This is a genomic window from Cellulomonas sp. ICMP 17802, from assembly GCF_041295535.1.
Taxonomy (GTDB): Bacteria; Actinomycetota; Actinomycetes; order Actinomycetales; family Cellulomonadaceae; genus Cellulomonas.
Genome location: NZ_JBGFQZ010000008.1, coordinates 81,579 through 95,783 on the forward strand (window position 1 = coordinate 81,579; position 14,205 = coordinate 95,783).

The 14,205-nt window shown below is 76.6% G+C and carries 10 protein-coding genes; 4 read left to right on the forward strand and 6 right to left on the reverse strand.

All coding sequences use genetic code 11. The features are described from left to right. The first annotated feature begins 122 nt into the window (after positions 1 to 122). From AB5970_RS09265 to AB5970_RS09280, 4 genes are read left to right on the forward strand one after another with little or no spacing between them, the layout of a single operon-like run. Complete coding sequence (locus tag AB5970_RS09265; protein ID WP_370503645.1) at positions 123 to 1,031, forward strand: ABC transporter ATP-binding protein; 909 nt, start codon at positions 123 to 125, stop codon at positions 1,029 to 1,031. Beyond that, positions 1,028 to 1,726, forward strand: coding sequence for an ABC transporter ATP-binding protein (locus AB5970_RS09270; RefSeq protein WP_370503646.1), 699 nt, complete (start codon positions 1,028 to 1,030; stop codon positions 1,724 to 1,726). Before AB5970_RS09265 ends, AB5970_RS09270 begins: the two co-directional genes overlap by 4 nt. Further along, positions 1,719 to 4,895 (forward strand): ABC transporter permease, encoded by a 3,177-nt coding sequence (locus AB5970_RS09275; protein ID WP_370503647.1) that lies wholly within the window; start codon positions 1,719 to 1,721, stop codon positions 4,893 to 4,895. The genes AB5970_RS09270 and AB5970_RS09275 overlap by 8 nt, the downstream gene beginning before the upstream one ends. Beyond that, a complete protein-coding gene (locus tag AB5970_RS09280; RefSeq protein WP_370503648.1) occupies positions 4,892 to 7,633 on the forward strand; it encodes an FtsX-like permease family protein in 2,742 nt (913 codons plus the stop codon). Before AB5970_RS09275 ends, AB5970_RS09280 begins: the two co-directional genes overlap by 4 nt. 10 nt (positions 7,634 to 7,643) lie before the next feature. Here AB5970_RS09280 and AB5970_RS09285 read toward each other — a convergent pair whose 3' ends face one another. From AB5970_RS09285 to AB5970_RS09310, 6 genes are all read right to left on the reverse strand, one after another. After that, positions 7,644 to 7,889 carry a hypothetical protein gene (locus AB5970_RS09285; protein WP_370503649.1) on the reverse strand — a complete coding sequence of 82 codons (246 nt, stop codon included), beginning with the start codon at positions 7,887 to 7,889 and terminating at the stop codon, positions 7,644 to 7,646. 74 nt (positions 7,890 to 7,963) lie between these two features. Then, positions 7,964 to 8,656, reverse strand: a complete 693-nt coding sequence (locus AB5970_RS09290; RefSeq protein WP_370503650.1) for a hypothetical protein — start codon at positions 8,654 to 8,656, stop codon at positions 7,964 to 7,966. A gap of 119 nt (positions 8,657 to 8,775) precedes the next feature. Next, positions 8,776 to 11,472, reverse strand: a complete 2,697-nt coding sequence (locus AB5970_RS09295; protein WP_370503651.1) for a LuxR C-terminal-related transcriptional regulator — start codon at positions 11,470 to 11,472, stop codon at positions 8,776 to 8,778. A gap of 53 nt (positions 11,473 to 11,525) precedes the next feature. Further along, positions 11,526 to 13,277, reverse strand: a complete 1,752-nt coding sequence (locus AB5970_RS09300) for a glycosyltransferase family 2 protein (protein WP_370503652.1) — start codon at positions 13,275 to 13,277, stop codon at positions 11,526 to 11,528. Between the two features lie 10 nt (positions 13,278 to 13,287). After that, complete coding sequence (locus AB5970_RS09305) at positions 13,288 to 13,437, reverse strand: hypothetical protein (protein WP_370503653.1); 150 nt, start codon at positions 13,435 to 13,437, stop codon at positions 13,288 to 13,290. Between the two features lie 47 nt (positions 13,438 to 13,484). Next, positions 13,485 to 14,168, reverse strand: a complete 684-nt coding sequence (locus AB5970_RS09310; protein WP_370503654.1) for a GntR family transcriptional regulator — start codon at positions 14,166 to 14,168, stop codon at positions 13,485 to 13,487. Positions 14,169 to 14,205: the final 37 nt, after the last annotated feature.

Below are 14,205 nucleotides of genomic sequence, written 5' to 3' on the forward strand. Positions count from 1 at the left end.
GCGGGCCTTAGGTCCTCACCCGGGCCCGGTGGGAAAGGGTGCGCCGCAGTCGTTTTCCCACGGGGCGGCGCGGATCGGCTTAGCCTGCCGGGTGGACGTTCGTCCCGACGGAGGGAGCGCAGGTGTCCGAGAGCACGCTCGAGGCTCTGGGCGGGGGAGCGGCACCTCCCGCGCAGTTCGGTCACGACGCCCTCGTCGTCTGCGACAACCTTGTCCGGATCTTCCAGTCGGGCAGCGTCGAGGTGCAGGCCCTGCAGGGGCTCGACCTGCTGGTCGACCAAGGCGAGATGGTGGCGGTGGTCGGCGCCAGCGGCTCGGGCAAGTCGACCTTGCTCGCGGTGCTCTCCGGCATGGACGCGCCGACGGCGGGCCGGGTCCGCGTGGCCGGCTGGGACCTCATGGCGATGCAGGCACGCGACCGGGTGGCCTACCGCCGCGAGATGGTCGGCTTCCTGTGGCAGCAGACGTCGCGCAACCTGCTGCCGTACCTGACCGCCCGGCAGAACGTCGCGCTGCCCATGACCGCGCCCCGTCGGCACCGGCCCGCGCGGGCCGACGAGCTGCTCGACCTCGTCGGCGTCGGGCACGTCGCGGACCGGCGCCCGTCGGAGATGTCCGGCGGCGAGCAGCAGCGCGTCGCCATCGCCACCGCCCTGGCCAACGGGCCGCAGCTGCTGCTGGCCGACGAGCCGACGGGCGAGCTCGACACCGCCACCGCGCGCGAGGTGTTCGAGGCGCTGCGCACCGCGAACCGGGAGTCCGGCACCACCGTCGTCGTCGTCACGCACGACGCCGCCGTCAGCCACCTGGTCGAGCGCACCGTCGCGATCCGGGACGGGCGCACCAGCAGCGAGGTGCTGCGGCGGGACGACGACGGCGACGTGACGCACGAGGAGTACGCCGTGATGGACCGGGCGGGGCGGGTGCAGGTGCCGCGCGACTTCCGCGAGGCGCTCGCGCTGACCCGCCGCGTGCGGCTGGCGCTCGAGGCCGACCACGTGGCCGTCCGGCCCGACGGCAGCGCCCGGTGACCGCCGCCGGCGCGGCGGTGCACGTCCGGGGGGTCCACCGCACGTTCGGCAGCGGCCGGTCGGCGGTGCACGCCCTGCGCGGCGTCGACCTCGACGTCACGCCCGGCGAGCTGGTGGCGCTGGTCGGCCGCTCCGGGTCGGGCAAGACCACGCTGCTCAACATCGTCGGCGGGCTCGACCGCCCGGACGAGGGCACCGTGCTGGTCGACGGCATCGACGTCGCCGCGCTGAGCGACGACGACCAGGCGATGCTGCGCCGCGACCGGGTCGCCTTCGTGTTCCAGACGTTCGGCCTGATCCCCGTGCTGACCGCGGCGGAGAACGTCGGTGTGCCGATGCGCCTGCGTGAGGCGCCGGTGGCCGAGCGCGAGCGGCGCGTCGAGATGCTCCTCGACCTCGTCGGCCTGGCCCCGCACGGCCTGCAGCGGCCCGACGAGCTGTCCGGGGGCCAGCAGCAGCGGGTCGCGATCGCGCGGGCGTTGGCCGGCTCGCCCGGGTTGCTGGTCGCCGACGAGCCCACCGGGCAGCTGGACAGCGAGACGGGGCTGTCCGTGATGGCCCTGATCCGCGGCGTCGTCGAGGCCGAGGGCATGACGGCCGTCGTCGCGACGCACGACCCGGTGATGATCGCCCTCGCGGACCGCGCGGTGCACCTGGTGGACGGTCGGCTGGTCGGGGCTGCCGAGCGTGGGTGAGCTCCTGTGGCACCGCGGACGCGCCCAGCTGGCGGTGCTCGCGGCCGTGCTCGCCGTCATGGTCGCCGGCTCGGCGCTGGTCGGGGCGTGCGTGCTGCTGCTGACGGCCTCGCCGCAGCGCGCGCTCCAGCTCGCGGTGGTCCACGCGCCCGCCGACGACGTCGGGGTCGGCGTCGCGCTGGGCTTCCCGGAGGACCCGGACGACCCCGACGTCGACGAGCGCGTCGCGGCGACGTCCCGGGACGCCTCGGGCGCGATCGCCCAGGCGTCCGGCCTCCTGCGCGCACCGTTCGGGGACCTGCCGACGACGCAGACCACGTGGCTGTCGACCGTGATGCGCTACCTCCCGCCGGACGGGGGACCGCTGCGCCTGTCCTATCTCGCCGAGCTCGACGACCGGGAGGCGCGGGGGACGATCGTGTCGGGGCGGTGGCCGGCAGCGGCGGGCGAGGTGGCGCTCCCCGTGTCGGCGGCGCGGGCGCTCGGGCTCGCCGTCGGGAGCCCGACCAGCCTCTCCGACGCACCGGGGGTCGTCGGCGACGGGCTGACGGTCGTGGGGACGTTCGCGCCGCGCCCCGGAGCCGGCTGGCGGGAGGACCCGCTCGAGGGATCCGGGGTGAGCCCGAACTACCGCGGGTACATCTCCGCCTACGGCCCTCTCGTCGTCGCGCCGGGCACCCTCGCCGACGGCGACGTCCCGCTGCGCCGCGTGACCCTGCGCGTGCAGCCCGACCTGACGCACGCGAGCGCCGCCGACCTGAGCCGGGCGGGCGCGGGCGTCGACGCGCTGCGCGGGGAGCTGCGCAGCACGCCGGGCGACCAGGCCCAGAACGTCGTGGTGGACCTGCCGTTCCTGCGCACGGTCCACAGCGCGCGGGAGCAGGGCGGCGTGACCGGCTCCGGCGTGCTCGCGGTGGCGCTGCTGGGCGGCGCGCTCGCCGTGACCACGGTGGTCCTGGCGGCCCGGTTGGTCGCCGGCCGGCGCGCGCCCGAGGCGGCGCTGCTCTCCGCGCGCGGCACGAGCCGGGGCCGGCTGGTGGCCCAGGCTGCCGTCGAGGCGGGTGCGCTGGCGCTGCTGGCGATCGTCCCCGCGACGGCGCTCGCGCTCGTGCTGTACCGGGTGCTTGCCGGCGCGGTCGGCCTCGACCCGGCGGCGATCCCCGAGGGTGGGCTGCTCCCTCTCGTCGCGAGCGTCGCCGCCGTCGCCCTGACGCTCGGCGCCCTGCTCGTCCTGCCGTGGCTGCGCACCGGGACCGCGCGCGGCATCCGCGAGGACCGCGTCGGCGTGGTGGCGCGCTCGGGCGCCGACCTGCTCCTCCTCGTGCTCGCGACGGTGGCCTACCTGCAGCTGCGCGCCCACCGGATCGCGAGCGGGGCGACGGCCGACCCGGTGCTCGTCCTCGCCCCGGTGCTGTGCCTGCTGGCCGGCGCGGCTCTCGTCCTGCGCCCGCTCCCGCTGCTCGCCCGCCGCGCCGACGCGCGCGCCGCGTCCTCCCGCTCGCTCACGGTGCCGCTCGCGGCCTGGGGCGTGGCACGTCGCCCGCAGGGCGCCGCGGCGGCGTTCCTGGTGGTGCTGGCGACGGCGTGCGCCACGTTCGGGGTCGGGTTCGCCGCGACCTGGTCGCAGTCCCAGCGCGACCAGGCGGCCGCCGCGGTGGGCACCGACCTCTCGGTGCCCGCCCAGCTCGGCGCGCTCGGCGCGGGCGCGACGCTGCGCGAGGTCACCGGCGGGCAGGTGAGCCCGGTGACCAGCCGGCCCGTCACGCTCGGCTCGCGGGCACAGGGCGGCGACCAGGCCGTGCAGCTCGTCGCGCTCGACACGCGGCACGCCGACGAGCTGCTGCGCGGCCGCCCGCCGGCGGGCGGTTGGGCGGGCGTCACGGCGTCCCTGGCGCCGGAGGGTCCCGTCGGCGGCGTGCAGCTGACCGGCGCGAGCGCCGACCTGGCGGTGACGGGTCACGTCGAGGACGACGTGCCGATGTCCGCCGCCCTCAGCCTCGTCGTGCAGGACCGCGACGGCGCACGGGCGGCGCTGCCCGCGGGAGTCGTGGAGCTGGACGGCGCGCCGCACGACCTGGCCGTCGCCGTGCCCGCGGACGCCCGGGTCGTGGCCGTGGACGTCCGGCTGTCGGCGGTCGGCGACGCCGCCGACACCGACCAGCAGAGCAACCCGCGGTTCGGCATCGACGTGACCATGCGCGGGGCCACCCTGGTGTCCGGCGGGGCGTGGTCCGCGGGTCGGGCGCCGAGCGAGGACTACGTCGTGGCCTCGCTCACCGGCGCGACCGCGCAGGACGTGCCCGACGGCGTGCGGCTGACGCTCGACGGATCGGCCTCGTTGCCCGGGCTGTTCTGGTCCGAGGGCACCCTGACGGCGCTCGCGTTCCGTCCCGTCGACGAGGTGCCCGTGGTGGTCTCGGCACGGCTGGCTGACGAGCTCGGGCTCGAGGTCGGCGACGGGCTCCAGCTCTCGCTGGGTCTGACCCCCGTGCGGACGACGGTCGCCGGCATCACCCCTTACGTCCCGTCGCAGCCACGCGCGGCGGCGGTGCTGGCCGACGTCGACACGTTGTCCCGCGTCGCGCTCAGCCAGGGCAACCTCGAGCCCCTGACCGACGCGTGGTGGGTCGGCGGCGCGATCCCCGCCCGGGCCGCGGCGACGCTCGAGGCGCGGGGGATCGGCCCGGTGACGGACCGCACCGCCGTCGCGGACGAGAGCGCGGACGGACCCCTGCGCGCGGCCCAGCGGGCCGCGGCCGCGCTCCTCGTCGTGGCCGCCCTCGTCCTCACGCTGGTGGGCACGGCCCTGCACACCACGACCGCGCTGGAGTCGCGCGAGCTGGACGTGGCCCGCCTGCGCGGCCTGGGCGCGCCGCGGCGCGCGGTGCTCAGGTCCGTGCTCGCCGAGCAGGCGGTCCTCATCGGGGCGCCGATCCTGGCGGGCGGGCTGCTCGGAGCGCTCGCCTGCTGGGCGGTCGGCCCGCTGCTCGCGCTCTCCGCCCAGGGGCTCGCGCCCGTGCCGGACGCCGTCGTGCGCTGGCCGTGGCCCGCTCAGCTGGCGACGATCCTCGCGCTGATGCTCGGGTGCGCCGCCCTCGTGGTACCGCTCGCCGCCCGCGCGGTGCGCCGCTCGACGATCGCCCGGCTCCGGATGGAGCCGCTCGCATGAGGGTCGCCTGGCGCCGGTCCCGCGCCGACCTGTGGCCGCTCCTGGTGTCGCTGGTCGTCGTGGCGCTCACGATCGGCCTCACCGACGCGGTGCCCCGGCTGCTGAGCGACCGGGCCGACACCGCGGTCCGGACGGCGGTCGCCCACGCCGACCCGCCCGCCGACCTCGTCGTCACCAGCTCCTATGGCCCCGGCGCCTCGGACGCGACTGCCGGTCCCTCGGACACCACCACGAGCGTCGACGACGCGGCGCGCATGATCGACCGCGCCCTCCCGGCGTCGCTGCAACCCGTCCTCGGGCCGCCCGTCGCGGACGCCACCGGCATCGACCTCGCGCTCAGCACCCCCGGGCTGCCCACCGGCGGGATCCTGTGGATGACCTACCTGTGGGCGGGGCAGGCGCCGGCCGTGGGCTGGCTCGCCGGTGGCGCGCCCGGCCGCCCCGGCCCGGACGGGGCCGTGCAGCTCGCCCTGTCCGCCGAGGTGGCCCGCGCGCTCGGGGTCGGTGCCCGCGACACGTTCGAGGCGGTCAAGCCCGACCACACGACGGTGCCCGTGCTGGTCACCGGGGTGTTCGAGCCGGCGGACCCGGGCGACCGCGTCTGGACCGCTCGGCCGGAGGTCCTGCGGCCCCGGGTGGTCGGACCGGAGGACCAGCCGACGACGGTGGTGGGTGGGCTGCTGTCCGCGGCCTCGCTGCCCGCGGCGCGCGCCGCGCTGGAGCCGGACGGCGTGACCCGCACCTTCCGGTTCTCGGTGGACGCCGGCGCGCTGGACTACGCCGGCTCCGGCGCCCTGGCCCAGCAGGTCGCCGCGCTGGAGGCGTCGCCGGAGCTCCTGGGTGCTCCGGTGGCAGGCCCGCGGGTGACGTCGCGCCTCGACCTGCTGCTCACGCAGGCGCGCGCCGGCGTGGCGGCCACGTGGTCGCAGGCCGCCGTGGTGCTCGCCGGGCTGGGGTCCGGCGCCGTGCTGGTGCTGCTGGTCGCGTCCGACCTCCTGGCGCGCCGACGAGCGCTCGCGCTGCGCACGGTGCGGGCCCGCGGCGCGTCCCTCGGCGGCATCTCCCGGGAGGCGGGCGCGGAGTCGGCCGTCGTCGTCGCCGTGGGAGCGGCGCTCGGGCTCGCGCTCGGCCAGGCCGCGGCGCCCGGCGCGGTGACCTGGCCCTGGGTGGTCGTGGTGGCCACCGTCGGCCTGGTGGCACCGCCCGCGTTCGCGACGGTGACCGCGGCGCGCAGCGACGTCCGCCGCGTCCCGACCGACCGGCACCGCCGCCGGCTCGCGCAGCGCGTGCGCACGGTGCGGCGGCTGTCGATCGAGGTCGCGCTGCTCGTGCTCGCCGCCGCGTCGCTGGCCGCGCTGCGCCGGCGCGGTGTCGGGTCGGTGTCCGGCCCCGCGGACGTGCTGCTCGCGGCCGCTCCCGCGCTCGTCGCCGCGGCGGGTGCGCTGCTGCTGTGGCGCGCTGTCCCCGTGCTGCTGGGCGGAGCGCTCGGCGCCGCGCGCAGGTCCCGCAAGGCCGGCCCGCTGCTCGCTGCGGCACGGGCCCGCTCGACCGGGGCCGTCCTGCCGTTCGTCGCGCTGGTGGTCGTCACCACGCTGGCGGCCCTGTGCGCCGCGCTGGCCAGCACCGCACGCGCGGGTCAGGTGGACGGCTCGTGGGACGCCGTCGGGGCCGACGTCGTGGTGCGCACGACGCTGCGGGACGCGGCGCTGCAGGACCTCGCGGTCGGGCTGGCGTCCGCCGACGGCGTCGACGCGGTCGCCGTCGGACGCGTGCGGGCCCAGAGCCAGCTCTTCGGCGTCCGCGGCGTCGACGCCGTGCGGGTGCTCGCGGTCGACCCGGAGGCGTTCGGCGAGCTGCTCGCCCGCACCCCGTTCGGGCTCGACGCGGGGCTCGCCGCCCTGGCGGACGCCTCCGTCGCGACCGCGTCCCGCACCGCGCCCGGCCCGCTGCCGGCGCTCGTGCCGCCGGGGCTGCTGGGCTCCCGGCCGTCGCTCAGCTGGGGAGGCGTGACGGTCGACCTCGAGCCCGTGGGCGAGGTGCCGGCCCTGCCGACCCAGCAGGCCGACGGGCAGGCCGCCGGTCCCACGGTGGTGGTGGACCGCGCGGCGTTGACCGCGGTGGTCGAGGCCGTCTCCACCGCGCGGGCCGAGCAGACGGGGTCCGCTCCCGCCGTCACCGACCGGGCGGTCGCGGACCCGGACACGGTCTGGGCGGTGGGCCCGCAGGCGGCCGCGGCGGCCCGCGCGGTCGCCCCGACGATCGGTGCCCACGTGCTCGGCCGAGCCGAGTGGCTGGCGGAGCGGCGGTCGGACCCGCTGGCGGGCGGGCTGCTGACGCTGGTCGTCCTGGTCGCGGCCCTGTGCGCCGGGTTCGCGGCGATCGTCGTGGTTCTCGACGCCGCAGCCTCGGCTCCCGGGCGTGCCCGGTCGCTCGCGACGGCCAGGGTGCTGGGGCTGCGGGGCCGGGACACCGCGCGGGTCGCCGCGGGGGAGCTGCTCCCGCCGACGCTGGTGGCCGGGCTGGGCGGCGTGCTGCTCGGCGCGGCGCTGGTCGGTGCGCTGGCGGTGCCGCTCGCGCTGCGGCTGGTCACCGGGCAGGCGGCCGATCCGGGGGTGGTGGTGCCGTGGTGGGTGCTCGCGCCGGTCGGGCTCCTCGCCGCGACGGTGCTGGTGGTGGTTGCGGTCGAGTCGTCCGCCCGACGGCGCGAGCGGCTGGGCCAGGTGCTGCGGGTCCGCTGACGCGGGCGCGTCAGGCCGGCTCGCCCGGGGGCTCGCGGAGGGCGACCGAGATCAGGGTGACGCCGAGGTCGCGGATCCCGGCGAGCACGCCGTGCAGCGCCGCCTGGTCCGCGACGGCCCCGGTGAGGCTCGTGGTGCCGTCCGGCTCCCGGGTCAGGACCAGGTCCCCGAACCGCGGCGACCAGCGGTCGTCGAGGTGACCGGCGATCCGGAGCGTGTAGACGGCGGGCGCATCGGGACCGGCGGGGCGGGTCACCGGTCGACCGTCCCGGCCGGCACGGGCCCGGTCGACGGCGTCGACCGGGCCGCGTGGGGCTGCTGCCGGGACGGTCACCGGGCGCCGGCCGGGTCGAGCCGAGGGGTCGTCGCGTCGGGCAGGAGCGGGGCCGTCAGCGTGCGCTGCTCGCGCCACAGGGAGTAGCCGAGGCCGACCAGGGCGACGCCGGTCGGGATGGCGAACAGCCGGAAGTTGACCTGCGGCAGCAGGGGGATGGCAACGGTGGCGACGGCGCCGAGGGCGAGGAGGGCGGCGGCCCACCGGGCGAGGACGCGAGCGCGGAACAGGGCGATGCCGAAGAGGAGGCCGCCGGCCAGGTAGAGCACGCCGTCGACGGTGATGAGCAGCCCCATCAGCCCGATGTCGCCGGCCGCATGGCCGCCCGGGACGGCCACCGCGAGGATGTCGGCGGCGAAGCCGGGGGAGCTGTGGGCGATGGCCGGCAGGACGACCGCGCCGGTCACCTCGATGCTCACCATGAAGAGGAAGCCGAGGGCGAGCACGAGGTAGCCGATCAGGCCGAGCACCCCGGTGCGCCGCACCTGCCGGAGGTACATGCCGGTGATGCCGGCGAGCGACAGGGTGGCGAAGCCGATCTTCATGGCCTGCCGCACCTTCCACTCGGTCGTGGCGAGGAGGTCGAGGTCGAGGTGCGGGTGGTTGATCTGCACGCCGATGTAGAGCAGGCCCCCGACGACGGCGGCGGCTCCGGCGGCGCGGGTGAGGGTGGTCGTGGTGATGGACATGTCCGGCTCCTGGTGCGAGGTCCGGGGCGGGGCGCCGCGGGATGACTCGAAAGCTACGGACCGACGTGGTGACCGGGCATCACCACCTGATGTGACCGGCGATGTGACGCCCGGACCGCCTACGTCAGACCGAGCTCGCGGGCGCGGCTGACCGCCGCCCGACGCGTGGTGACGTCGAGCTTGGTGAAGATGCGCTTGGTGTGGCTGCGCAGGGTGTTGAGGGTGACGTAGAGCTCGCGGGCGATCTGCGGGCCGGTCAGGTCGCTGTCGAGCAGCCTCAGGACCTGGAGCTCCCGCTCGCTCAGGAGCTCCGCGGACGACCGGCGCGGCGGCGTCGGCGTCGCGCCGGTCCCGAGGCCGAGCAGGCGACGGGGGTGCTCGCCGCCGACGCCCTCGAGCTCCGCCGCGCGCAGCAGCTGGTGCATCGCGTCGCCCTCGTCCAGGAACAGTCGCGCGGAGGCCGCGGGCTCGGGCGCGCCCGCCCAGCAGAGCCCCAGGGACTCGAGCGCCTGCCGCCGGTCCCCGCGCGCGTCGTGCGCGAGGGCGGCGAGCATCCGGATCTCGACCAGGCTCCCGGCGCGTCCCGTGGCGTCGGCGGCCCCGTGCAGCCGCGACAGCAGCGAGAGAACGTCGTCGAGCGCGGCGGCGTCGGGGTCCGCCCGGTGGCGAGCGAGGAGCAGCCGCACGAGCGTGAGGTGGTCGAACTCGCGCAGGTACGTGGCGTCGTCCGCGGCGGACACGCCTCGCGCGCGGGCCCAGTCGGCGGCCTCGGAGAGGCTGCCCTGCCTGATCCAGGTGCGCGCACGCCTGGCCGCGAGGGGCCGCAGGTCCGGGAAGAAGCCCGGCCGGTAGAGCTGCTCCGCCGTGTCCAGGAGGCGGAGGGCCTCCGCCGGGTCGCCCTCGGTGTCGGCGATCCGCGCCATGGCCGCGAACCACCGGTAGTGGCTCTCGATCATCGCCGTGCCGTCGCCGAGCGCGGCGGCGCTCTCGAGGTGCTCCCGCGCCGCCGCGAGGTCGCCCGCCTCGTGGTCCAGCTCGGCGAGACCGACATGGAGGTCAGGCACCGCCCTGAGCACCGACGCGCCGTACGCCTCGCTGACCGTCAGCCCGCGCCGGTAGAGCTGCCGGGCCGTGCTGGGGCGACCGGCCGCGAGCCACAGGTCGGCCAGCACCACGGTGCTGGTGAGCTCGTCGACGAGGTTGCCGCTCGCGTGCAGGCTCGCCACCGCCTGGGTGAACGTCTCCAGCGCGCTCGCGACGTCGCCCTGGGCCCAGGCGACGAGGGCCAGGAACCCGGCCGCGCCGCCGCGCGCGAGGTGGTCGTCGGGGCCGGCCAGCGCGAGGGCGCGACGGGCGTGCTCCGCCGTACCCGCCAGGTCGCCGCGGGCTTGCGCGAGCGAGGCGCGGTAGACGGCGATCGTCGCCGGCAGGGTCCGCAGCTCGTCGGTCTGCGCCCACCGCGGGTCCGAGCCGCCCGGGGTGGCGGCGAGCAGCCGTTCCGCGTCGTCCAGCCGCTGCTCGAACGCCTCGAGGTCGCCCGCGACCATCAGCAGGTAGCCGGCGAACACCCCGAGGACCGGGCTGCGCCGGATGACGTCGTCGGGGAGCGCGCCGAGCCAGCCCACCAGGACCGACTCCCGTCGCTCGCGGCGGACGGCGGGCACGGCGAGCTCCATGAGGAACGCCGCACGGTCGTCGTCGTGCGCGGCGAGCGCGTGCCGGACCGCCTCGTCGAGCAGGTCGTGCGCCTCGTACCAGCGGCTCGCCCGCTCGTGCAGGGCGGGAACCAGCTCCGGGTGCTCGGCGAGGACGCGCGCCCGGAGCACGTCGGCGAAGAGGTGGTGGTAGCGGAACCACTCGCGCCGGTCGTCGAGGGGGACGAGGAACAGGTTCGCCCGCTCCAGCGTCGTCAGCATCTCCCGGCCACCGGCACCGCCGACGACGGCGTCGCACAGCGACCCGGTGAGCCGGTCGAGGACGGCCGTGCGCAGCAGGAACTCGCGGACCGGCTCCTCCAGGTGCGCGAGCACCTCGTCGACGAGGTAGTCGACGAGGTACCGGTCGGTCCCGGCGAACTGGGCGATGAACCCGCCGACGTCGGCCCGCCCCCGGATCGAGAGGGCGGCGAGCTGGAGGGCCGCGATCCACCCCTCGGTGCGCTCCTCGAGGGCCTCGACGTCCCCGGCGGTGAGGGGCAGCCCGGTGACCTGCGCGAGGTACTCGGCGGCCTCGTCCCGGGTGAACCGCAGGTCGGCGGCCCGGATCTCGACCAGCTCACCGCGCACCCGCCACCGGGCCAGCGGCAGGTCGGGGTCGGCGCGGGTGCTCAGCACGACGTGCACGTGGGGCGGGAGGTGGGTGAGCAGGAAGGTCATCCCCTCGCCGATCTCGTGGCCGTCCACCAGGTGGTAGTCGTCGAGGACCAGCCACACGTCGTCGGGCGCGGCGGCCAGCTCGTTGAGGAGCGTGGTGAGCACGAGGTCGGTCGGCAGGGGAGACGTCGTGGTCAGCTCGAGCGCGCCCGAGCCGGCGCCGCCCGTGGCGCCCTGGAGCGCCGTGATCACGTACCGCCAGAAGGTCGCGGGGTCGTCGTCGGCCGCGTCGAGCGAGAGCCACGCCACCGCGCGCCCGTCGGCCGGCGTGCCGGCCAGCCACTCGGCCAGGAGCGTCGACTTGCCGAAGCCCGCCGGGGCGGACACCAGCGTCACCTTCGCGTCGATGCCGAGGCGGACCCGCTGCAGCAGGCGAGGGCGCGCGACCAGACCGCGCCGCAGCGTCGGGACACGCAGCTTCGTCGCGATCAGCGGACCCGCCACACCGTCCCCCGTCCCAGAGCACGACCGAGCCGAGGTGAGTTCCGCCGCTCACGCTACCGGTCGAGGCCGCCCTGCACCCCCACCGTCGCGACCCCTCGCCGGCCGTGGATCCGGTGGTAGGACTTCCTGATCGGCGGGAGCAGCTGGAACACCGCCAGGACCGCGAAGACCAGCGTGTTCACCCCGACGAAGAGGCTCAGCGCCTCGAACCAGCTCGACTGCAGGATCGAGGACGGCAGGACGGAGGACGCCAGCGGGCGAGCGAGCACGGCCAGCAGGGGGAGCGTCGCGAACGCGAGCGCGGGCCGAGGCACGTAGTTCCATCCCGCCTTGCGGTGGGTGCCGATCTGCACGAAGGCCGTCACGAGCGACAGCTGCAGGAACCACGAGTACCCGAGCTCCGGCAGGACCGGGACGGCGAGCAGCCGGCCGGGCCACCCGGCGGCCCACGCGGTGACCACGCGGTCGACCAGGAAGAGCAGGCCGATCGCGACCCAGAGCGGCGACCAGCGGACGCTGTCGGAGGCCAGCAGCGCGACCGCCATCAGCAGGAAGTAGGAGTTGAGCGCGACGACGCCGTACGCGAGGGCCAGCTGCTGCGCCCAGTACGGCGCGGTGGTCCGGGTGATGCCGTACGCGCCGACGTTCTCCAGGGCGCCGCGCTGCCAGCGGAGCCGTTGGCGCGCCAGGTCCCGCCAGGTGCCCATGACCTCGGTGGTCACGCGGCACTGCGGCGGCGACGTCATCTCGGCACCGAGCGACTTCAGCGCGAGGGTGAGCTCGTTGTCCTCGGTCAGCGCGAGGGTGTCGTACACGTCGCCCGCACGCCCGGGGATGAGCGAGCCGCGGGCCTCGGAGACGGCTCGCAGCGCGTAGCCGCGGAACACCGACGCCGTGCCCGTCAGGACGAAGACCCGTCCCTCGCGACGTCCCAGCACCCGCTGGTAGCGCAGGTACTCGTTGCGCTGCATCTGGCCCAGGACCCGCGCGCCCTCCTCGCCGGCGAACAGGCCGCCGACCGCCATGAGGTCGGGGTCGGACTCCAGGAGCCCCAGCGCCGTCTCGAGATAGTCCGGGCTGATGGTGGAGTCGGCGTCCATCACCAGCACGACGTCGTCGACGCCGGCACCGGCCAGCAGCGGCTGCAGGACCTGGTTCAGCGCGCCCGCCTTGTGCTGCGTGTTGCCCTGCGTCTCGACCACCTCGACGCCGAGCTGCCGGGCGATGTCGACCGTCGCGTCCGTGCAGTTGTCGGCGACCACCAGGATGCGGTCGGGCGGGCGTCGCTGGGCGCGCAGCGACGCGAGGGTCAGACCCAGGACGGCCTCCTCGTCGTGCGCCGGGATGAGCACCGTGCAGCGCACGGCCATCGGCGACGACGCCTCCTCCGGGATCGCCGACAGCGGCCACGACGGCGGCTCCTCGAGAGCGAGGCGTCGCACCGCGGTGGACCCGAGCACGAGGCGGGCCATCCTGGCCGAGCTGCCGGGCAACGGCTCGGAGACCCGGCGACCGCTCGACAGGACGCGCATGGCCGCGGCCGACTGGAGCGCCACCATGCCGACGACGAACGCCGCGACCGCGAGACCGACGCCGAGGACGACCGATGCGCGTGGCGCGCGCACGTGGACGTCGACGGGCAGCAGGGCGACCGCCTGCTGGGGATCCTCGGGCACGATCGCCGGCTGCGCCGTGGCGATCACCCACACCCCGATCGCGAGGAGGGCGACCGCGAGGACCGTCAGGCCCAGGGTGACCCAGCCCAGCCGGGCCGACCGGCGCTGCCAGGTCTGCTGCTCGCGCATCACGTCTCCCTCACCGGTGGCGGCGCCGGCTGACGACCGTCATCACCAGCGCGCCGACGACGATGATCACGCCGATCCAGATCAGCAGGCTGCCGATGCCGGCGAACCCGAGCCAGGCGAGCACGGCACCGATCGCCGCCACGACGAGCCACACGGGCACGGTGCCCTCCCTTCGCCGCCCTCATCCCGTCCGTCGCCCGACCGTGCTCACGCGCGGGAGCGGTCGACCCTGCTGTCCTCCAGCGCGCGCACCAGCTCCATGCCCACGTCCTCGAAGAAGACGCGCACGGACTCGCCGAGCAGATGGGCGTCGCCCGCCCGCAGCGCCGCCATCGTGCCGCCCGTGCGTCGTGCCATGCCCGCCTGGGTGACCCCCCGACCGAACTGCCGCACGAGGCGCAGCACGTGCGGCTGCAGCCGGCGCAGCTGCTCCTGCAGCACGTCGTTGCCCGACCGCAGCACGAACACGTCCACCACGAACGGCCCGTAGGGGTGCACCCCCGAGACCGGGACGTCGAACGCGAAGAGGTGACCCTCCGCCTGGTCCAGCCAGGCGCGGTCGTCGGGCGTCAGGTGCGGCAGCGCCAGACGTGCCGCCGTCCCGCTCAGGGCGGCGGCGACCTGGACCAGCTGTGCCAACCGGACGGGCTCGAAGGGCGTCACCCGGTAGCCCTCGTCGGGATCGGTCCGGACCAGGTCGATCGCCGCCAGCTCCTGCAGCGCGTCTCTCGCCCGGGTGCGCGACGTGCCCAGCCGGGCCGCCAGCGGCCCCTCGCGCAGGGGCTCGCCCGCCGCCAGCTCGCCCTCGACGATCGCTCGCTCCAGGGCGTCCCGCGCGCCGTCGCCGTGCGCGGCCGCTCGTCCGCGATGCGACTGGGTCGAGCTGGGCATCGCGCTCCTCGGTGAGGCTCCGACGTCCTGGCGAGCG